The organism is Anaerocolumna sp. MB42-C2 (assembly GCF_030913705.1).
In the GTDB taxonomy this organism is placed as follows: domain Bacteria; phylum Bacillota; class Clostridia; order Lachnospirales; family Lachnospiraceae; genus Anaerocolumna.
The window spans coordinates 4145058-4164714 of record NZ_CP133190.1; the positions used below are offsets into that span (position 1 = coordinate 4145058).

General features: G+C 36.5%; 24 protein-coding genes and 1 pseudogene. 8 read left to right on the forward strand and 17 right to left on the reverse strand.

Features of this window, described 5'->3' with window-relative positions; translation table 11 throughout:
• The 6 genes from RBU59_RS18485 (at window position 1) to RBU59_RS18510 (ending at window position 5574) form a co-directional block, all read left to right on the forward strand.
• Window positions 1–657, forward strand: a complete 657-nt coding sequence (locus tag RBU59_RS18485; RefSeq protein WP_308143952.1) for an ABC transporter ATP-binding protein — start codon at window positions 1–3, stop codon at window positions 655–657.
• A gap of 148 nt (window positions 658–805) precedes the next feature.
• Window positions 806–2332: a serine hydrolase domain-containing protein gene (locus RBU59_RS18490; protein WP_308143953.1), complete on the forward strand. Its 1527-nt coding sequence runs from the start codon at window positions 806–808 to the stop codon at window positions 2330–2332.
• 112 nt (window positions 2333–2444) lie between these two features.
• Complete coding sequence (locus tag RBU59_RS18495) at window positions 2445–3098, forward strand: GDSL-type esterase/lipase family protein (RefSeq protein WP_308143954.1); 654 nt, start codon at window positions 2445–2447, stop codon at window positions 3096–3098.
• A gap of 25 nt (window positions 3099–3123) precedes the next feature.
• A complete protein-coding gene (locus RBU59_RS18500) occupies window positions 3124–3852 on the forward strand; it encodes a hypothetical protein (protein WP_308143955.1) in 729 nt (242 codons plus the stop codon).
• Between the two features lie 27 nt (window positions 3853–3879).
• On the forward strand, window positions 3880–4359 hold the full coding sequence (locus RBU59_RS18505) for a DUF1648 domain-containing protein (RefSeq protein WP_308143956.1): 480 nt from the start codon (window positions 3880–3882) through the stop codon (window positions 4357–4359).
• 108 nt (window positions 4360–4467) lie between these two features.
• Window positions 4468–5574, forward strand: coding sequence for a PQQ-dependent sugar dehydrogenase (locus RBU59_RS18510; protein WP_308143957.1), 1107 nt, complete (start codon window positions 4468–4470; stop codon window positions 5572–5574).
• A 17-nt stretch (window positions 5575–5591) separates the two neighbouring features.
• Here RBU59_RS18510 and RBU59_RS28690 read toward each other — a convergent pair.
• A pseudogene (locus tag RBU59_RS28690) lies at window positions 5592–5788 on the reverse strand (MATE family efflux transporter); the annotation flags it as partial.
• Between the two features lie 464 nt (window positions 5789–6252).
• Window positions 6253–6801: a TetR/AcrR family transcriptional regulator gene (locus RBU59_RS18520; protein WP_308143958.1), complete on the reverse strand. Its 549-nt coding sequence runs from the start codon at window positions 6799–6801 to the stop codon at window positions 6253–6255.
• A gap of 186 nt (window positions 6802–6987) precedes the next feature.
• On the opposite strand from RBU59_RS18520, the gene RBU59_RS18525 reads away from it, so the two are divergent.
• Both RBU59_RS18525 and RBU59_RS18530 read left to right on the forward strand, forming a co-directional pair.
• A complete protein-coding gene (locus RBU59_RS18525) occupies window positions 6988–7827 on the forward strand; it encodes a carotenoid biosynthesis protein (protein ID WP_308143959.1) in 840 nt (279 codons plus the stop codon).
• 699 nt (window positions 7828–8526) lie between these two features.
• A complete protein-coding gene (locus RBU59_RS18530) occupies window positions 8527–9447 on the forward strand; it encodes an oxidoreductase (protein WP_308143960.1) in 921 nt (306 codons plus the stop codon).
• Window positions 9448–9676: 229 nt separating this feature from the next.
• On the opposite strand, the gene RBU59_RS18535 is transcribed toward RBU59_RS18530, so the two are convergent.
• The 15 genes from RBU59_RS18535 to RBU59_RS18605 all read right to left on the reverse strand — a co-directional run bounded on the left by RBU59_RS18535 (window position 9677) and on the right by RBU59_RS18605 (window position 19446).
• Entirely contained in the window at window positions 9677–10366 is a 690-nt protein-coding gene (locus tag RBU59_RS18535) for an MBL fold metallo-hydrolase (RefSeq protein ID WP_308143961.1), read from the reverse strand.
• Window positions 10367–10430: 64 nt separating this feature from the next.
• Window positions 10431–11333 carry an NAD-dependent epimerase/dehydratase family protein gene (locus RBU59_RS18540; protein WP_308143962.1) on the reverse strand — a complete coding sequence of 301 codons (903 nt, stop codon included), beginning with the start codon at window positions 11331–11333 and terminating at the stop codon, window positions 10431–10433.
• Between the two features lie 126 nt (window positions 11334–11459).
• The gene (locus tag RBU59_RS18545) at window positions 11460–11687 is read right to left on the reverse strand and encodes a hypothetical protein (RefSeq protein ID WP_308143963.1); all 228 of its coding nucleotides are present in this window, start codon (window positions 11685–11687) and stop codon (window positions 11460–11462) included.
• Between the two features lie 84 nt (window positions 11688–11771).
• Window positions 11772–12551, reverse strand: a complete 780-nt coding sequence (locus RBU59_RS18550) for a lysophospholipid acyltransferase family protein (RefSeq protein ID WP_308143964.1) — start codon at window positions 12549–12551, stop codon at window positions 11772–11774.
• Between the two features lie 175 nt (window positions 12552–12726).
• Window positions 12727–13062 (reverse strand): DUF3784 domain-containing protein, encoded by a 336-nt coding sequence (locus tag RBU59_RS18555; protein ID WP_308143965.1) that lies wholly within the window; start codon window positions 13060–13062, stop codon window positions 12727–12729.
• A gap of 86 nt (window positions 13063–13148) precedes the next feature.
• Window positions 13149–13616 carry a hypothetical protein gene (locus RBU59_RS18560; RefSeq protein ID WP_308143966.1) on the reverse strand — a complete coding sequence of 156 codons (468 nt, stop codon included), beginning with the start codon at window positions 13614–13616 and terminating at the stop codon, window positions 13149–13151.
• A gap of 79 nt (window positions 13617–13695) precedes the next feature.
• Window positions 13696–14097 (reverse strand): cytidine deaminase family protein, encoded by a 402-nt coding sequence (locus tag RBU59_RS18565; RefSeq protein WP_308143967.1) that lies wholly within the window; start codon window positions 14095–14097, stop codon window positions 13696–13698.
• 49 nt (window positions 14098–14146) lie between these two features.
• Window positions 14147–14986, reverse strand: a complete 840-nt coding sequence (locus RBU59_RS18570) for a GNAT family N-acetyltransferase (protein WP_308143968.1) — start codon at window positions 14984–14986, stop codon at window positions 14147–14149.
• A gap of 144 nt (window positions 14987–15130) precedes the next feature.
• A complete protein-coding gene (locus RBU59_RS18575) occupies window positions 15131–16129 on the reverse strand; it encodes an HD domain-containing protein (protein ID WP_308143969.1) in 999 nt (332 codons plus the stop codon).
• Between the two features lie 75 nt (window positions 16130–16204).
• Complete coding sequence (locus RBU59_RS18580) at window positions 16205–16432, reverse strand: hypothetical protein (RefSeq protein ID WP_308143970.1); 228 nt, start codon at window positions 16430–16432, stop codon at window positions 16205–16207.
• A 252-nt stretch (window positions 16433–16684) separates the two neighbouring features.
• On the reverse strand, window positions 16685–17437 hold the full coding sequence (locus tag RBU59_RS18585; protein WP_308143971.1) for a class I SAM-dependent methyltransferase: 753 nt from the start codon (window positions 17435–17437) through the stop codon (window positions 16685–16687).
• A gap of 174 nt (window positions 17438–17611) precedes the next feature.
• On the reverse strand, window positions 17612–18058 hold the full coding sequence (locus RBU59_RS18590; protein WP_308143972.1) for a GNAT family N-acetyltransferase: 447 nt from the start codon (window positions 18056–18058) through the stop codon (window positions 17612–17614).
• A gap of 22 nt (window positions 18059–18080) precedes the next feature.
• The gene (locus tag RBU59_RS18595; RefSeq protein ID WP_308143973.1) at window positions 18081–18569 is read right to left on the reverse strand and encodes an NAD(+) diphosphatase; all 489 of its coding nucleotides are present in this window, start codon (window positions 18567–18569) and stop codon (window positions 18081–18083) included.
• A 13-nt stretch (window positions 18570–18582) separates the two neighbouring features.
• Window positions 18583–19020, reverse strand: a complete 438-nt coding sequence (locus RBU59_RS18600; protein WP_308143974.1) for a GNAT family N-acetyltransferase — start codon at window positions 19018–19020, stop codon at window positions 18583–18585.
• Window positions 19021–19059: 39 nt separating this feature from the next.
• A complete protein-coding gene (locus RBU59_RS18605; protein WP_308143975.1) occupies window positions 19060–19446 on the reverse strand; it encodes a VOC family protein in 387 nt (128 codons plus the stop codon).
• Window positions 19447–19657 lie beyond the last annotated feature (211 nt).

Genomic DNA, 19657 nt, shown 5'->3' on the forward strand with positions numbered 1-19657 from the left:
ATGCAAATTACAGGAAGAGAATTGAATCTTATATACGATTTAAATAAAGAAGAATGTACGTATGCTTTTAAGAATATTGATATCTGCTTAAATGCCCACGAAACGGTGGGGATTATGGGTCCCTCCGGCTGTGGAAAAAGCTCCCTGCTGTATGTACTTTCCGGAATGAGAAAACCAACAGGAGGTACCGTATATTATGATGATATGGATATTGATTACTATACGCTGAATGAAAAAGCAAATATACGAAGATCTAAATTTGGACTGATATTCCAGAAGCATTTTCTGATTGAGTATCTATCCGTTTTGGAGAATGTCCTGACATCAATTAATTCACGAAAAAAAGAAGATATAGAAAAAGCTATGAATATACTGGAAACATTAAAAATCAGCCACCTGGCTGACCGCAGGCCAGGTCAGATTTCCTGCGGACAAAGGCAGAGGGCAGCCATAGCCAGAGCACTTATGAATAATCCGGAAGTTATATTTGCGGATGAACCCACAGCTTCTCTGGATCATAATAATGCCATGGAGGTAATCCATATACTGGATAAATTCAAGGAAAAAGCTACGATTGTGATAGCAACCCATGACCGGACGATACTTAAAAATACAGACCGGATTATTGAATTATGGGACGGCTGTGCGGTAAAATAACCGGTATTAACTTTTCATTCACAGTAAATGTCATATGTCAATTGTCATAAATTTTATTACAAAAGATATGATAAGAAACACTGATAAGGGAAAGAATGTTCTGATATATTTTATTTACCAGATAATTCATACTTTTAGGAGGTTAATTATGCATGAAAATGCGATAAAACATGTGACAGGATTGATTTTATTGGTGTGTATGATTTGTTTTAGCAGTGTTTCGGTAACCGCGAAAGAGACGGAAATTAATCCGGATTACAGTAAAATGGATTCCTTTATTGAGAAAGAGATGAGAACCTGCCGTATTCCCGGATTATCTCTTGGTATCGTAAAAGGAAATGAAATTATTTATAGGAAGGGGTATGGAATAGCAGATCCCACAGGGAGAAAAGTGATGCCCCAAACACCTTTTAAGATTGCTTCCTTAAGCAAATCTTTTACAGCTATGGCTGTTATGCAGCTGGCTGAGGCACAGAAACTGGATCTGGATAAACCGGTACAGACCTTTATACCCGGGTTTCATTTATCAGATAAGACAGCAGCATCGGAAATTACGGTCAGGAATCTCCTTAACCATACAAGCGGTATCGGATCCGGGGAAGATTATGTCTTTGATACCTTGTGGGACGACAGTGTAACGCTTAATGAGTATATTAACAGGATAAGCCGGATAAAACCCGGCAAAAAGCTGTTCCAGTACGGTAATATCAGCTATAATATTTTAGGAAAGGTAATTGAAAACGTAACGGGTCTATCCTATGGAGAATATATCAGTGAAAATATATTCAAACCCCTTGACATGAATCATAGTTATGTTTCACAGGAGCAAGCAAAGGCAGAGGAGATGGCTGTAGGCTATCGTACTTTGTTTGGGATTCCCGTACCGGTCGAATACCCATACCAAATATACAACCTTCCGGCAGCCGGAATCATATCCAGTTCGGAGGATATCTCAAAATACATAATAGCACTGTTAAACGGAGGAAATTATAATCACAGACAAATTCTTTCAGAGAGCGGAGTTACCGGTTTAATGACACCTTCCGTAAAGATTTCAGAATATGTATCCTATGGACTTGGATGGTATGTTACCTCAGGGAGTGTTTATCATGGCGGTGAGTTTACTAATTATCAATCTAAAGTCAAACTGCTTCCTGAGGATTCCATTGGAGTTGTTATTATGTATAATACCTCCAGTATTGTTTTTACCAGACTTTTTAGAACTGGTTACAGGGATAGGATAGAAAGCGGGATCATCAGTATCCTTTACGGATATGAACCGGATTCCGTTCAGCCTGGTTCAGGCATATTTGATTTAAACAGATATCCCATGAGTGTAACCTATACAATTTATATTGGGTTATATCTATTTATCGGTATACTGCTTCTTATATCCGCTATCCGGTTAAAAAATTTTTATCCCGGACTGCAGAAATATAAAAAAAATATTTACATGAAATTAATATATACCATGTTGATTCAAGTGTTTCTGCCTGTTCTGGCAGTGGTATTATTACCGGTTATTACTGGTATGCCATGGTCGTTTATCGTATTCTACGTACCTGATTTGGGTTATTTTATATTGCTGAGTGCAGGTATTGATTTATTATTGGGGATAATAAAAGTAATATTATTTACGAAGTATTTTAAGACAGGGAGGGATAAAAATATGTAATAGTGTTTTTATTTATTGACATAAGTTAAGGATTTGATAAAATAATTATTTAAAAATATATTATTTGATTATTACTATGACAGATAAATAAATGAGAGAGGTCGAATTTACTATGAATGAGATTATGGAATCCATTGACAAAGAAAAACAGGAGAAAATTAAGCGGTATAAGATATTAAACCAATATGTAAAGAAAGGTCAAATCCTGTTTACGGGATCTTCTTTGATGGAGCAATTTCCCATATATGAGTTTATTCAGGATTATGACATCAGGGAAACGATATATAACAGGGGTATTGGAGGATTTACCACAACTCAGATGCTTCCCTGTCTGGATGTAATGGTCTATGAATTGAAGCCTTCTAAGGTATTTATTAATATCGGCACCAATGATTTAAATGATCTGGATTATTCACTGGAAGCATTAATGGGCCGCTGTGAAACTATTGTAAAACAGATCAAAGAACATTTACCGGATTGCAAGATCTATTATATGGCGTATTATCCGATTAACGGAGAGTATGATTTTGGCAATGAAGATATGAAACAGACCCTCAAAATCAGAACAAACAAAAGAATTAATGAAGCAAATCTTGCTCTGGAGCAGATGGCTAGGAATAACCATATAAATTTTATTAATATTAACAGAAATCTTTATGATAACAACGGTAATTTAAATCCGGAGTACTCCATTGAGGGGATGCACATGTATGCCAACGGATATCATGCCATACTGGAGGATCTGCTGAAATATGTCAGGGAATAAAATGCTGTGAAAAGGAGAAAAAAACTTGTCGGTGAAACGAAATAAAAACGGTACGATTACAATAAAAGCAGAAGGTGAAGTAACTGTGATTAGCAGAATCGGAGGGACTTTCAGCCCCAAAAGGCATCCGGGGCTGGATATGAAATATCAGAATTGGATTGAAGCATGTGCGCATACAATAAAAGCATGTTCCCATACGTTAGAAGAAACGGAGCAGTTTTTCTTGCAGCAGTGTGAAGCGCTGCCAATGGATAAGGATGACAGACGTATAAAACAGTTTCAATATTCGGTTGTTATGAATGATTTTATAAATAAACCGGAATATAAATCCCCGGAGGGTATCTTTGCTAAAACAGACGAGGAAATAGAAAAATGGCATAGGGAACACAGTGAAATGCAAAGGGAAATTATGGGGTATTCCCAGGAACATTATGGATTGCATATCACTGGTTATTATCTGCCTCATACAGAGCGGAATCTGTCTTCTTACGAAGAAGCAGAAAATGAACTTAAAAAATATAAAAAACATCCAAAGACGAATAAAGCACATTCATATGAGCAGGATATCTGTGTTTTCTTTGAAAGAACCACCGGGTATATGGAATGTAAGGGAGGAGGAAGAAACCTGTTTGATCAGATCATAGTTTACAGAGGTGTGGAGGAAGAAGATATCCGGTTGCGTAATAACCGGTTTCTCGGATATATCGCCAGTATGCGTGAGCAGGGTTACCTGCCAGATTTTCGTTTACAATAAACTATAAAAGTCCTGGAGGAGGGTCTTATGAAAGAGCGTATTATAATAAAAAGAACAAAATATGATGTTATAATGAACTGTTTAAGTTACATATTGTTAATCGGAATAGTTCTGTATCTGTTTCTGAATTGGAGCCATATTCCCGATAAAATACCGGGACATTATAATGCACTTGGTATGGTCGACAGATGGGGAAATAAAAATGAATTATGGATATGTCCGATTATTGGAGTTATATTAGTTATTGGTATTACCTTAATAGAAAAATTCCCACAGGCATGGAATGTTGGAATTCAGGTTACAGAACAGAATAAAGAAAGAGTATATCGATTATTAAAAAATATGATTGTTACTGAAAAAGGAGTCATAGCTGCTGTATTTGTATTTATAACTGTCAAATCGGCATTGGCAGAACCGTTGCCGATTTGGTTTCTTCCGGTATTTTTAATTCTTTTATTTGGTTCAATTGGTATTTCTATCAATAAATTAATGAAACTGAGACCATGATTTTGCTTCTAAATCCTTTTACTAACAGGCACATTACACCGTTTCCGTCCATATAATGCTATGAAGAAACGGCATTTAAGCCGGTAAAAAAAGTTTAAGGACGAAACAATGAGTATCGAAGGTTTTACAACATTAAGTCATGTGCTTGCCTGGTACAGGAATAAGGATTATATCCGGCTGGGTATACTTAACGCTCAAAATGCTAACTTTCAAATTGAGGTTATTGCAGAAAATCTCCAGGTACCCTGGGCGGTGGACATAAGTGAAGATGGCAGACTGTTTTTTACGGAAAGGAACGGCAAACTGCGGGTCATAGAAAATGGGACATTAAATACAGAGCCGGTATATACATTTGGACCTCCTTTTGTCAGTACCGGAGAAGGCGGGCTGTTGGGGCTTGCTTTGGACAGAGATTTCCTTATAAATGGAGCTATTTATCTTATGTACACCTATGAGGATGGAGGAAAACTCTATAGTCGCGTGGTCCGTTTGTCAATCGTGAACAATTTAGCCTCCGGAGAAGAAATCATTCTGGACCGGATTCCGGCAGGACAGGTCCATAACGGCGGAAGGTTAAAAATCGGCCCAGATGGTTACCTGTATATCACCGTCGGAGATGGCGGAGACCGTGATCTTGCACAGGACATGAACAGTCTGGCAGGCAAAATTCTGCGGATCGGAACAGACGGAAGTATTCCGTCAGACAACCCCTATCCGGATTCGCCGGTTTACGCTCTGGGATTTAGAAATCCTCAGGGTTTGGCATGGAATGACAGGAATATGCTATATGTCTCGGAGCATGGAGAAACAGCCCATGATGAAATTAATATCATACAGCCGGGCGGTAATTATGGCTGGCCGTTCGTCACCGGCGAGGAAGTAATTCAGGGGTATGATATTATAAAACCTGTTATACAAAGCGGAAATGATACCTGGGCTCCGTCAGGAATTGCTTTTGTATCCGCCGGACCGCGAAAGGGTCAATTATTTGTGTCAACACTTCGAGGCTCCGTGCTTCTAGCTGTTACTTTGGACGAATCAGGAACACAAGCTGTTCAAGTGGAACGGTTATTACAGGGACGTTACGGAAGATTACGGGAAGCCTATCAGGCAAAGGATGGCTCTATGTATCTTACTACCAGCAATACGGACGGCAGGGGTCTTGTAAGTCCAGGGGATGATAAAATTCTCCGACTGTTACCTGTTATACAATAATATAAGAAAAGGCCGGTTAATGCTGTTGATGTTGTTTTGTCTGCTTTGTCCCGTTTGCCTTCTCCAAGTAAGCGGGATATGTAAGACGCTGCCCCGCTGCCGTCTGGCTTGTGCCTAATCGACCTACAAAATATATATCGACTACGTTATACAGGGTAGACACCAGCAAGCCTACCATGGTGGGTAACCCTAATCTCAATAATACTTTTGGGATTCATTTCTCATTAACTGTAAATTAGTATCATTCGTCTGGATAGGTAATAATTCCATTGGGTTTTATCATTTATTAACTTCGGAGGATAATGCTTTACTTTTTAGAGCTGCTTTACGTAAATGGTTATATTGCTTATTTGAGAATCATGTAAGGCTGCGCCAGATTAAGAAAAACTTTTACAGTGAGTTTAAAACACTATATTATACTATTCCTGCCGTATCGTCTGTTATAGATAGGCAAAATGAAAGGTTTCGTCTGACCATTCTTGAGCTTTTGAAAAATAATCAGGATAGTATATCCTGCAAAAATATAGAAGCAGCTTCCGACATCATAATCGAATTTACTTCGGTTTTAGCGGATAAAAAAAGATAAAACAGTAGAGGTATTTTGTAAATATAGAATTATACTGCATAGTAATTAGCCCTCTTGGCACAAAACGTATCATATCAAATGTATCGGGGGGGTTAATCTGTGCTTGTTTCTTTTTTCCTCAAAGGCTGAATGACGGGGGCACTTATTTGTTTGAATACAGAAGTCAGTTCAAGGGCAGTTATTGGTGTACCCATCAAAAGCCATTTTCTTAAAACCAGATACATCCCACCAGCAAAAAAGCAGTCAATATATTCAATATGTGAATGCATAATAACATTAGTATTCATTCGTTTCAATAATTTCTCAAAACGAAACATAATTTGAAAATCCAGGTTGGCTCGAAATAGATTCTGCAAAAAATGACGATATTTTGTAAAAATCATACTTAAGATTTGAAACACTTCATCAAAATCCAACTTCGATATATTGTAGTTATAAAATTCATTTAGAATATCATCCAAATGTTCCAGAAGTACATCTTCTTTATATCTGTAATTACTATAAAAGGTTTGTCTTGAGACTCCGGCCTTTCTGCATAACTCTGCAATACTTATTTCATCAAATGTTTTATCCTTTAGAAGCAGTAAAAATGCCTGCTGCAATAAGGATTTAGACTGAATTATCCTGGCATCTTCTTTCATAGAATTCCTCATTTCCCAACAATATAACTTTACAAAAAACGGATATTTGTCCATTAAGCCGGTTTGATTATTGATATGGAATAGATTGTTTCATATAATGAACTTAACTTACAATTGTCCAGTATCTTTATTATACTTAATTGTTACAGTTAAATCAATCTATTAATTTAAGGAGGATTTTATACAATGATAAGAAAACAATATAATAAAATAATTATAATCAGATGGGTAATAATAATTGTTTTGTTTCTGTTTTGCATTTCAAAGCTATTATTTCCAAATAGTTCTTTTACAGGGTTATATGGTCCGATTGCGGCAATCAGTATATGTATTTTAGCCTGTCTGCATGGAACAGACAGGTATGGTTTCAAAAATTTAGCTATATTTTTTCTGATAACATGGCTTATCAGTAACTTTTTTGAAGCATTGAGTATCTACATGGGATTTCCATTTGGTAATTATCATTATACAATGCCTGGTATACGTATATTAGATGTTCCTTTGATTATAATGCCTGCGTACTTTGGAATGGGTTACATGTCTTGGACTTTATCTAATATTCTGACCGGTCAGAATGGTAAAAAGCTAAAAGGAACGCATATATTTTTGGTACCCTTTGTTGCAACGTTTATTATGGTTATGTGGGATGTAGTTATGGACCCTGTTATGGCTACAATTAACAAGGAATGGATATGGGAAGACGGAGGTACCTATCTAGGGATTCCTATATCAAATTATTTAGGATGGTTCTTTGTAGTGTATGTCTTTTTACAGCTGTTTGCAGTTTTCATTGCAAAATTTGATATTAAAGGAAACGATACACAATTTAATAAGGCTTTTTGGTTGGAAGCAGCTATGTTATATGGAATTCAGGCAATGAATTTTGTTGGATATGCCATAGTAAACACAAATAATATTGAAATCTATCGTTCGACGGGTTTGATAAGTATCTTTACAATGATGTTTGTAAGTATCCTGTCAATAATAACAATATTTAATTCAAATCCTAAGGGGGATAAATTATAATAAAAAGATTAAACAAATTAAATGATAATACAATAACATGGAGGAAAAACAGAGAATCTAATTCATTAAGATGGGCGATTATTGTAGTTTTATTTATATTATACGCCTCAATTCTGTTTTCACCAAACACTCGTGTCTTTGCATGGAATACAGGTGCTCTATGTGACCAGGGCAGCGGCTTCAAAAGTGTGACGGCAGGAGAAGGATAAGCCTTACGGATGAAATTGATCCCATGCGTAGCAAGAAGCAGGTTTTAGAAAGATAAGCTGTCAGTTACTTAGATATTACTCTAAGTGCCTGCCGGTTTCTCTCTAGCATTATTTCTTCTGTATTGGGCATTAAGAGGGTAAATTGCTTTATTTAGCTCTATGTTTGATTTATTTATTGATAAAAACATAGTTATTTATAAATTTTTTATAGAATATTTATAAAAAATTAGCACAAAAAGTTAATCAAAGTTACTTAAAAATAAGCTTGACTAAGATAAAACTCTAAGTGCTATTATCAGAATAAGCATCTAGTATCATTACTTCGATGCATTAATTTAATTAGTAAATATTGCTTACAAAGAATAAATTTAAAATTAATAAGGAAGAAACCAAAAAAATATAAAAGGAAAGGCAGCCACAATGTGATTCGTTCACATAGATTAATTGGCAGTATCCCAGCACAGTCTGGGATATATAATGGGTGTAAAATATGAAAAGGAATTGGACTTCAGCTGATATTCCCTCACAAAAAGGCCGCTCTGTTGTTATTACAGGCACCGGTGGAATCGGTTATGAAACTGCCCTGGAGATGACCCGCGTTGGAGCGGAAGTTATAATGGCTGGACGGAATAAGGATAAAGGGGAAGAAGCAATAAGAAAAATCAATAAAATAATTCCAGCCGGAACAATACGTTTTGAACAGCTCGACCTGGCTGATTTAACATCTATAAAAGCGTTTGGCGAACGGTTAAGGGAACAAGATAAAAGTTTGGATATTCTTATAAATAATGCGGCAGTAATGAATCCACCTCAGCGTTTGGTTACAAAAGATGGATTTGAACTGCAATTGGGCACAAATTATCTTGGACATTTTGCTTTAACTGCACAAATGCTGCCTCTTCTGCAGAAAGGAAATAAGCCGAGAGTGATCACTTTAAGCAGTATAGCGCATCTCTCCGGAGCTATTGATTTCAATAATCTTCAAGCTGAACACAACTATACACCAATGGTAAGCTATTCCCAGTCAAAGCTTGCCTGCCTGATGTTTGCATTTGAACTGCAGAGGAGAAGCGATGCTGCGGGCTGGGGAATTACGAGCATGGCGGCACATCCTGGTATTTCAAGAACGGATTTGATTCCGAACGGGGCCGGAAAGAATAGTGCAGCGGGAATCGCCCGTCGTTTCTTAGGACCGATTTTATTCCAGCCGGCATCCCATGGAGCTTGGCCATCTCTTTATGCGGCGACGGCGGAGGAGGTAACAGGCGGCACTTATTACGGTCCATCTATGATGAGAGAAACAAGAGGGTATCCCGGAATAGCAAAAATTGCACCTCAGGTAAAAGATACCAGGGTTGCTTCAAAACTATGGGAAGAATCTGAAAAACTGACAAAAGTGAAGTTTATTTAACCGCTTATAATCTAATAAAACAGAACAAAGACCCAGATAACACGCCAGGTCTTTGTTCTGTTTTATTATGAATATAAATAATCAAAACCATTTTAATAATTAGATTTTCTCATCCTGCTTCATAAATAGTTTAGACAGAGCGGTACCATATGAGGTGAAACATTACAAATTTCTGCTACTTCATTTATTGTATACATTGATTAAACTCCTTGATTGAGATTTCAGTATTTTACTCCAAAATTCCGCCATGATAGCAGATAATTTTATCTGCCGGGTGCGCCAATAATCGTTCCATGGAAGCTTTTGCTTTCTCCATATCCAAGGTAAACTGTGGATTTGCTATTACCGGAGTCCCATTTTCTAAAGCCATAGCATCTCCCGATAGAATCACATTAAATTCCGAAAGATAAAGAGAAATGTGTCCCGGAGTATGGCCGGGGGTTGAAATCACCTGGCATCCTCCGCAAAAGGGCAGCAGCTCTTCGCCGCAAAGTAACTGATCAACCGGAACTTGTTCCACTGAGCGCAGAAGCTTGCAGAAGGCTTTACCAAATTCCTGCATATTTTCCGGCAATACTTTCTTAAGCTCTTCGGCCTGATCAAGACGTAAGGATCTTCTGGCACCGGAGATATATGGTGCCTCTTCCTCAGAGGCCAGGATTTTAACATTAGGATATTTATTCTTATAAGCGGCAGCAGCGCCTACGTGATCGTGGTCCTGATGTGTAATAATAATGTGTGTCACTGTCTCCGGTAAGATTTGGTTATACAGGAGGGCTTCTTCGATTTTAGGAAGGGAACCGACATAACCGCAATCCACTAAAACACAATTTGTTTCATCCCATAAAACTACAGGGTAAATCTTATCAGATTTATCACCAAAAGACATATCGATTTCTAATATAATGTATTTATTCATAGTTCACCTCTATGCACTGTTTGATAGCAGGAAGCCATAATAATTTCGCGAATACCAAATAAAATTACTTGAAATTTTCATCAATATATTTAAGATAAGGTTTATGGTTCACTTCACCGCAATGATCAATATACCAAGAATAGGCTTCCACTAAACCTTCTTTCAAGGGTTTTGTTTCAGGCATCCATTTGTTCTGTTTTGTTACATCAAGTTTGTATTCATAATTATTGAAGCTGAAGTAATTACGTTGATCATGCTCGGCGGTCACATTCATTAATTCTGCTTCTTTACCGGCTGCCTGGTAACACATGGTTACCCATTCCCTTACCGTTATGCCGGTTTCATTACCAAGATTAAAGATATGCTCTGAGGGGTGTTTTTCCAGCAGGATATCAATAAATCTGCATAAATCTTCAATATAAAAAAACTGTAACTGCATACTTCCGTCATTCGGCAGATAAAACGGTCTGTCTTGCCTGGCACAGTCAAAAACAAATGCTTCACGATAGATATTATTCATTGGTCCATAGATATAAGGAGGCCTTAGAATATATGCCTGAGGAACGCTCTCTAATAAGAACTGTTCTGCTTCATATTTATTTACTCCATAATCCCCCCAGTAGCGATTTCTTCCGACTTTCTGTTCTTCCGTAAAGGGCTGTCTTAGGGTCTCCGGATAAACGGCACTTGAACTTAAAAAAACATAATCTTTTACATCTTTAACAGCATTTAAAAGGCATTTTACATCTTCTTTGGTATAAGCAGTGATATCCAAAATAGCGTCAAATTGATAATTAACTAATTGATCACCAAGTTGTAACCGGTCGGCTTTTATTAAGGTCGTTCCTTTGGGTTGTGCATGAAAACCCCGGTTTAGCACTGAAACGTTATAACCTTTATTTACATAATATTCTGCAATATAACGACTAACAAATACGGTTCCGCCGGTTATCAATATATTTTTCATATGTGTCACCTTTCTCAGTTTATAGTTGGTAATACGTTCTGAACAATTCGAATGCTTAATCACATACCGGGATCTTCACTGGGGAATATAAGCGGAAGAGTACAACAGCCGTAATTATATAGTTACTCAATCTACGATAAATAGCTTAGCACCTTTTTCAGTGTGTGTACGATGAGGATTGATATCTTCGGCAACCTGATCTGCTATATATCCAGGTGAATATTCAACAAGACGAACCCTTATATTTCCCAATTCAAAGGTACGCCAGTAGGCCTCTCCGGTTATGCCCGGATGTATGGTCGGTTTCACTGTATTCCAATCAACTGTGCTGAAAGGGACATCTTTAATCTTCATTTGATTTTCTCCTGCGCCTCTAATAGATAGATTAAGGTCTTGCAAAACTATATAGTTTATTAATATATAATGACGTATTAAGGATTAAATTGGTTTAAATCTTTTTCTTATCTGATGTTCGTCATCAAGTACAGCTTCTCTGGCCGGTAACCCTGTAATGGCCACTAATTCATTTTGCGCTCCTATTACTCTTTCTAACCATATTTTTTTATACGGATCAAAGTCCCGGCAGTCTTTTGGTATAGAAATCGGTTTTCCAAATACGAGACGGTTCCAGGCCCCCTCCACGGCCTGTTCTATAAAAGCCGGTAAAACGGGAATACCAAGTAACTTGGCTAACCAGAAAGCTCCACGCTCAATATCCTCTATACGATCTTTGTTTATGTCATAAATAGTTCCCTGAGGGAATATTAAAAAATGTTTTGATTTATCACTCTCCGTAAACCACTTTTCAGCCGTTTTAATTGCTGCGAAAGACCCACCGGTGCTTTTGCGGTCCACTGCAAAAACTTTCTCAAACTCTAATATGGGCTTTAATTCTTTTGGTATGGAAACACCATTAAAGCAATCTTCTTTCGCGAAAACAAACAGCTCGGGATAAGTATCTTTGTTTGGATGCATAATCTCATAATAATAACTCATTATGAGAGGAGCATCAGAATCAGTTAAATGATTCGTTGCAATAATATAAGAAGCAGCAGTAAAATCCTCCGGTACATGATATGCTTGAAAATTATAGGCTTTTAAAAGCATTTTTTTTGCTTCAATAATTCTGTTTCTTAATTTATCCGGATCACCCGCAATACTTATTAATTCTTTTATTCCATCCTCATTAAATAATGAACTGGCATTAAACAAATGCATAATATTACTCCTGGTTAATTTAATTTAAATTTATTTGAATTAATTTTAACATAAATATATCGGTAATACCAATGGATTCATAAGTTTTTTCTTGAGGGTGATCAAACTTATTGAGACCAATTTTCTGGAACTGAACCAGGTTAATAAGAAATCAACTATTGAAAAATGCCTGCCTCTATTTAGTTTTATATTTTTCAAATGCTTTTACCGTATCCATGTGAACATCATTAAAAAAAATAATTAACCAAATAATAAATGCAATGATAGCAATGTACTGTGAAAGAATAAAAGAAAATAAGGCTCCCATCAACATAATAATTGTCCAGATTAACATAGAATTTCTTTGGTCGCTGCTTAGTCTTCTAATATCATATTGTTTCCTTTGTTCCTGTGTAAGTAAGTTAAATCCGCTAATCAAAACGGCCGCTTTGTCACCCAGTAAGGTAAATAAAATAGTTATAACGGCAAAGATTAGACCTAAAATAAGGCAAGCATAAAAACCGATATTCATATCACATACTTCCTTTCTAATTATTTATTCTTACAGCCCTCACTGTATTTATGGCAACCACGCCAGGGATTCCACATAGCCATAAGCTAAAACCTTGACTTCTCATAGTTGTATGGAATGCTGGTTCCAACAACCACATCTTCAATCTTATCAATAATCAGCCAGTCATCCATATTGCCTTGATGGTCAAAACTAAGGGGCGGGTCGATGGCTTTTATATCGTCAAACTCAACCAGACACAGACATTTTTTAAACCAACGTTCCTTTTGTTTCTCCGTTAAGTTGAGTTTGGATTGATTATCCACAAGAACATTTGTAATTTCAATATCAGTGAGTTTAACATAGTTTTGAACAGATTTTACTTTTGCATAAGCAGAAATTTTAGCAGTTCCCTTTTCCATAAAATACAGAGTTTCACTTTCAAATACTCGGCTGTGAGGAATTTTTCGTCCCGCAGCACCTCGTACAACCATCGTTTTTGTACCATTCATAATTTTATCCAACTCGCGTTCTCCGGTTTTTCCGGTGTTATCACAATAAACTAAATGTACCATATAATCTCCTCCTAAACAGGTAAATCTAACGCCAAGCTTTACCTCTAATTTGTAAGGGCGGATTTACGCTCAGTTTCAATTAGTTAAAACGACTATCTGTCCACCAATTCGGACATAAATCACCAAGTTTTACTGTTTCTAATGTATCATAATCCATTAACACATCAATGTCCTTGCTGTCTTTATTCAGTTGCATCATAAATTCTCTGCAAGCTCCACAAGGTGGGCCCACTTTTCCGTCAGGCATAATTGCAAGAACTTTTGTTATCTTACTTTCTCCATTGGTTATCATATTTGCAATAGCGTTTCTCTCAGCGCACATTCCAAGTGAAGAACTCGTATCAATGCAGACACCGACATAAATATTATTACTAGCAGTTAATATAGCTGCAGCAACTCCGCCTGCATCAATAAACGGTGAAATGGTTCTTGCATTTTGCACCTGTTTCGCCTTGTTAAACATCTCATTCCATAGGTTCATCCTTTTTCCTCCTCAAAAATAATATTAGCAGATAGTTACCCGAGTGGTATCAGATTTTTCGTTCCATACAGATTGAATCCGGCATATTAGCATACTGTCCATAATTTGGTATCATTTTATAGCCTGCTTTTTGATACATACGATGGGCGGCCTCTAATGGCTTCCCGGTTTCTAAAATGCACCATCTATACCCTTTGATTTTGGCCTTTGCCTCTAATCGCCGAACCAATTCTGCTCCCAGGCCCACTTTTCGTATGGAGGCTTCAACATAGATACGTTTTAATTCCGCATGATCTTCATCATACATTTTAAAAGAACCGCATGCAATAGGCTCACCATTCCGATAGACCACAATCACATCATGGATACTGTCTCTCTTATTATATTGCTCATACTGACTTCTCTGAAACCTGCCTCCAACGAGTTCATCAAGGGTTTGATCCAGTCTGCCGCAAAGCATTGCAAAATCCGGATCGTTCCCATCTGTGTCTTTAAACTCCAGTTCCGATAGATTAAGTAACTGACTTTTGGCTTTTTTGCTGAATTTATGAATAACGGCATCGTATGCTTCATCAATCATTTGGTATAACATGTCCATATCGAAGAAAACATCCAGATTAATAGTATTCCAATAGGGCTGCTGAACCGGTGGACAATGATAACCGCGTACGATAATATTCGGATAAAGCTGACGGTACAGATTAGCCTTCTCCGGTTCGCATTTTAATGTTAACTTATAAAATTTTTCTTCTGCATTGAATTGTGCAAATATTTTGCCCATGACCTTATAACAGATCGGATATTCTCCAAACGGTCTTGCTTCATAGGCGCCTGGATGGTTCAAGCAGTATTCTTTTATGGCTGAAATTACTTTAGGATTATTCTCCATGGTTTTTTCTCCTATGAAAAGTGATATTCGTTATAATGAATGCTTTCATTATGGAAGAGTTAAGCACAAAAGGAGCTATTTAATGTTACATTAAAGCATAATAGAAAGTCGGTTAAAAATGCAGTATCGCAAAGGACATTATACTTATACTGCGAAGATCCATTTATTAAAATCAAGATTCAAAAGTGATTGTATCCGGTCTCGAGCACCGAGGTCTATCTCTGTGAGCCTCTTTGGTTGGTTATCTACAAGCACCAATGGATCGATATACCGTTTTTTAGCGGAGATATTAACACTATATTGGTTATCCGGTTTTTCCGCCGAAACTGCAACGGCGGTGAGTTCCGTATAGTTTTTCCATAGTTTAGACAGTTTTTCATCCCTATTTAGTTTCTTAATAACTTCACTTTCCGTTTGATATAAATCGTCTTCTGCCAGGATGCCATTTGTTATGGCCAGGCGTATGAGATCCGCTAAATACTGCATTGAAAAGCGGTCTTGGTCCGACACGAAAAAGTGAGAGTTCCGTAAGGATATCTCCGTAAACTTTTTAGCGGCATCCAGGGAGTGGAAGCAGAGTTCATCCGTCCCATATTCATTGGTTGTAATGGTCAAATCCTTATAGAGACTGCTCAGAGTTACAAGATCTATATTATATAAGCAGTAGCCGTTGCCAAAGGTATATTCCAGTCGGTCAGCCGAAAGCATGGGAGTATCATTATCGGCAATTGGATATTGGTGATAGTCACTAATGTCTTCAAGCTTTATATGGTGCTTTTTCAAAAGATCGGTGATTTCTCTTGAACTTTTAATAAATAAAAGGGTTTTATCTTCTGTTGATTCTTGGGTTAAATGATCACCATGCAGAAAATCAATAGTATGTGCAAAGGCTGGTGTTGCTATATCGTGAAATAATCCTGCGATAGCCTGCCGAATGTCGTGAGTGAAATTCCAAACGATTTTTGAAACGCCTACACTGTGTATATATCTGGTGTAGGGAGTTATCTCCATCTGGTAAAATGGAAATTTTGTGTATTCACAACCGCAATGCATGCCGATATCAGATAATCTCTGCATTTTGGAGGTATTTGCCAGTTGTTTTAATAAAACAGGAATTTCTTCCGTATAGATTGAAGTATACAAGATTTAAGTCGCTCCTTCTTAATAGTGTTAAAATAACGGAAATACGTATTTATCTCTATTCGCCATCGTAATAATCTACGTTTTCACTTGTTTATAAAGCTTGTTAATATTCAAACCCCATACACCTATCTTCCCGGAATCAGGATAAAAAGCGACGTCAACTAAGTTACAGGTGTCAAAGTCCAAATATACCAGTGTCTCATTCGATGAGCTGTTTGTCAGTTTATGTTCGCCTTTTTCCTCTGCCGGAAAGTATAACAAATCTCCAGCGGATACAATTCTTTCGTCATTTGGTGTCTTCAATAGTCCACTCCTGTTAATGTTATTTTCTATTATCTGAGAAATCTAAATATAATTTTATAAGTAAAAGAACATTAGTTGAAACCAGAAGAAACCAATTATTTTTCCAGAGTGCAAAATAAGTAATAACCAAAATACACCATATTGATAGAAAAATAAAGGAAGAATATTTTTTCAAAACAATCACCTCATATAGTTTTTCGGAAGTTTTCTAATTAGCGTTGCTTTACCGATTATACATTTCATAAATGAATCTTATAATTTAATTGCTTTGATAACAAACGTTGTATTGATTAATTTAGCCTTGTGCTTTGAATAGTATTTTAGCGTAAAATCTTGTTCCTTGGCAAGAATATCCTGATCGGTTTCTTCAATCAACTTATCAATTTTAAATCCAGCAGATGCCAGTTCATTGATATAGGAGGATAATTTCCAGTTTTTTATTTTCATTGCCTGATTGCCTTTTGATAAATCAATCGTTGCTTCCTCCAGATACGACCTGAATATTGTATATTTATTGTCCTTAGCTTCGATACACTGCATCAAGGGGTTATCCCAAGAAAATATAAAAACACCGGATTTTTTCAAGTATTTATGAACCAAAGCTATGGATTGCTTTAAATCGGTAGTCCACCCGAATGCGTAGATCGAATAAACAAAATCAAAGTAATTTTCCGGTATGCCTGGATTATCTTCCATAGGTGATACAAATAGATTTGCTTTTATATTATTTTCTGACAGGAGTTTTTTTGCATTTTCTATCTGTTTTGAGGATAAATCCAAACCCCATAACTCATTCACACCTTGTTTAGAGGTGTATAACAAAGAATGACCGCTGCCGCAGCCAATATCTAAAACTTTTTTGTTCTCTAATAAATCAAATAATTTCAAAGTATCTTCTTTTGGTAAAGTTGGGCCATAGGTAGGTAGGGAAGTAGAACCAAACCATTCATCTGCTATAAAATCCCAACTCTTTTTATTTTGAACTAATATTTTATTATCTTTCATATTTCACACCTATTGCATATCGCAGGCAGGCCTGCGATACTGCCACAGAATAAAATGCGAAACAAAAGTTTCGCAGAGTGAAAGAATCATACAGTGGCAACCTTTCCTTTTCAAAATTTTCTGTCACTCCTTCTCCCCGGTATATATTTTTGTAAATGTTAACAATGAAATAATTTATGAATAGAGTATAAATCTTTGACTTGGATAACCGAATTCTTCTATTAATTCATCTTCAACAAAACCGAATTTCTTATACAAAACCCGTGGGGCTGTACCCTTAGGGTCGTCTTCTCGAAAAGTGGACACCGTTATATTATGGGTTCTATCAAGATGCTTTAAAGCAGTTAAAAGTAACATAGTTGCTATACCTTGCTTTCGGTACTCCGGTAAAACAGCAAGACAGCATATCATATTGTGTTTTTTTGAAAATAACAGCACCCCAACTACTTTCTCAAAGTCTTTTACACAGATTGCTTCTTGTTCTCCCATAAACTTCAATACGGTGCATTTGTGATCATTTAAACCATCTATTGTTTCGAGTCCGGGAAAATTAGAATGAACCACATGTACAAGTTGCATCCAGGAATCAATGTCATCATATTTTCCAAATTCTACAATCATTTGTCACTCCGCAGCTTCTGATTTATTTTTCGATAACTTCTTTTACCAATTGCCAGGCAATACTTCTGTCTCTAAGTCTGGATAATGCTTCTGATAATGGAACCCATGCAGCAGAATCTACTTCCTTGGAAAGGGTAAATTCTGCTTTCCTAACGTTTGCCTTATATCCCAACATAAGCATATATTTCTTATCATAAAAATAACTGCGTATATATTGTATTTTTGTTACATCGAGTCCAACTTCTTCTTTTATTTCCCGTATTGCAGTTTCTTCAGCATTTTCGCCAAGCTGTATAATACCTGCAATACATACATAATTTGTCGTTGATACATAGTCTTGTCTTAATAACGCAATTTCATTAAATTCGTTAACTACAGCGCAGATAACACCGGTTGAAAACATATCCCATAACGGCACTTGACAGGCCTCACAATAGGGTATCATTCCTTCATCACCAATTTCTCTGCCTATTAATTTATTTCCACAGTGCGGACAATATGTAAAATGCATTTTGCTTCTCCTTTTATAAATCCAACTTCATTACAATTTCATCGTCTTCAATTTCACCGGTTTCTATAAACCCCATGCTTTCGTATAAATGTTTCCCAGCCTCATTACCAGGAACATAATCTAAAAACACATAGTCAAACTTCCCGGTATCTTTGATTAGGTTAAGGGCATACATCAAAGCTTTTCTGCCATACCCCATACCCTGTCGATTACTTGCGATCATAAAACGCCATATGCCGCACTCACGTTTTTTTTCATCCCAATCAAGCATCATAAACCCTATAATTTCTTCATCGTTATATATTGCATACGGTTTTGCTTCATCTGGATAAAGCCAGGCTTGTGCTAATGAATACACATTTGAGGCTACATATTTACTTTGTTCTTCATTTAATTTCATTCCAACAACTGTTTTGAAATTATTTTCATTTACTTCTTTTAAGGATACCATATTAAATTCCTTTCTTTGGCTTATTATATTTCTATTATTCTAAATAAATAAGCACCATCTGATACCATATTTATCAATGAAATCTGTCATCAGTGAGCTGTAATCACATGGCGCAAGCGGTATTAAAATTTCGGCATCGATTTTTAATACTTCATAAGCTTTTTGTACTTTCTCTTCGTTACCTTCTCCATAATGCAAACAGAACTGCATTACATTGCCTGTAACCGTTTCTTCGCCAATAATGGCATATTCTGAATTTCGTTCTGACACAGCTAAAATCTCCCCATCAATATCAAGCTCGGAATGCATAAATGTTCCATCTTCATTTGGATAACTGCTGATGAGATCAGCGTCAAAAGCCTTTTGATATAGTGCCACCGCCTCATCACTACTTGTAACATATGCCTGCATCATTGATCTTTTCATAATAACCTCCTGATTCATTCAGTTTATTACCTTAAAGTATTAAAAGAATTGTTAAAGCCAGAAATAAAACCATCTAAAAGTTCATTATTTATCATTTTTGTCACTTCCCATTGGTAATATGTGTATTTTAAATATATCACTATATGGATAATATATCAAATTATATACTAATATATTATCTTTTATTTCATACCTAATTTACAGAAACGAC

Coding starts and splice junctions, on each gene's coding strand:
- RBU59_RS18585 (WP_308143971.1), bottom strand. CDS start 17,437: ATGAAAGATAATAAAATATTAGTTCAAAATAAAAAGAGTTGGGATTTT.
- RBU59_RS18590 (WP_308143972.1), bottom strand. CDS start 18,058: ATGATTGTAGAATTTGGAAAATATGATGACATTGATTCCTGGATGCAA.
- RBU59_RS18595 (WP_308143973.1), bottom strand. CDS start 18,569: ATGCATTTTACATATTGTCCGCACTGTGGAAATAAATTAATAGGCAGA.
- RBU59_RS18560 (WP_308143966.1), bottom strand. CDS start 13,616: ATGGTACATTTAGTTTATTGTGATAACACCGGAAAAACCGGAGAACGC.
- RBU59_RS18505 (WP_308143956.1), top strand. CDS start 3,880: ATGAAAGAGCGTATTATAATAAAAAGAACAAAATATGATGTTATAATG.
- RBU59_RS18565 (WP_308143967.1), bottom strand. CDS start 14,097: ATGAACCTATGGAATGAGATGTTTAACAAGGCGAAACAGGTGCAAAAT.
- RBU59_RS18605 (WP_308143975.1), bottom strand. CDS start 19,446: ATGAAAAGATCAATGATGCAGGCATATGTTACAAGTAGTGATGAGGCG.
- RBU59_RS18570 (WP_308143968.1), bottom strand. CDS start 14,986: ATGGAGAATAATCCTAAAGTAATTTCAGCCATAAAAGAATACTGCTTG.
- RBU59_RS18530 (WP_308143960.1), top strand. CDS start 8,527: ATGAAAAGGAATTGGACTTCAGCTGATATTCCCTCACAAAAAGGCCGC.
- RBU59_RS18510 (WP_308143957.1), top strand. CDS start 4,468: ATGAGTATCGAAGGTTTTACAACATTAAGTCATGTGCTTGCCTGGTAC.
- RBU59_RS18540 (WP_308143962.1), bottom strand. CDS start 11,333: ATGAAAAATATATTGATAACCGGCGGAACCGTATTTGTTAGTCGTTAT.
- RBU59_RS18555 (WP_308143965.1), bottom strand. CDS start 13,062: ATGAATATCGGTTTTTATGCTTGCCTTATTTTAGGTCTAATCTTTGCC.
- RBU59_RS18600 (WP_308143974.1), bottom strand. CDS start 19,020: ATGGTATCCTTAAAAGAAGTAAATGAAAATAATTTCAAAACAGTTGTT.
- RBU59_RS18545 (WP_308143963.1), bottom strand. CDS start 11,687: ATGAAGATTAAAGATGTCCCTTTCAGCACAGTTGATTGGAATACAGTG.
- RBU59_RS18520 (WP_308143958.1), bottom strand. CDS start 6,801: ATGAAAGAAGATGCCAGGATAATTCAGTCTAAATCCTTATTGCAGCAG.
- RBU59_RS18535 (WP_308143961.1), bottom strand. CDS start 10,366: ATGAATAAATACATTATATTAGAAATCGATATGTCTTTTGGTGATAAA.
- RBU59_RS18490 (WP_308143953.1), top strand. CDS start 806: ATGCATGAAAATGCGATAAAACATGTGACAGGATTGATTTTATTGGTG.
- RBU59_RS18525 (WP_308143959.1), top strand. CDS start 6,988: ATGATAAGAAAACAATATAATAAAATAATTATAATCAGATGGGTAATA.
- RBU59_RS18485 (WP_308143952.1), top strand. CDS start 1: ATGCAAATTACAGGAAGAGAATTGAATCTTATATACGATTTAAATAAA.
- RBU59_RS18550 (WP_308143964.1), bottom strand. CDS start 12,551: ATGCATTTGTTTAATGCCAGTTCATTATTTAATGAGGATGGAATAAAA.
- RBU59_RS18495 (WP_308143954.1), top strand. CDS start 2,445: ATGAATGAGATTATGGAATCCATTGACAAAGAAAAACAGGAGAAAATT.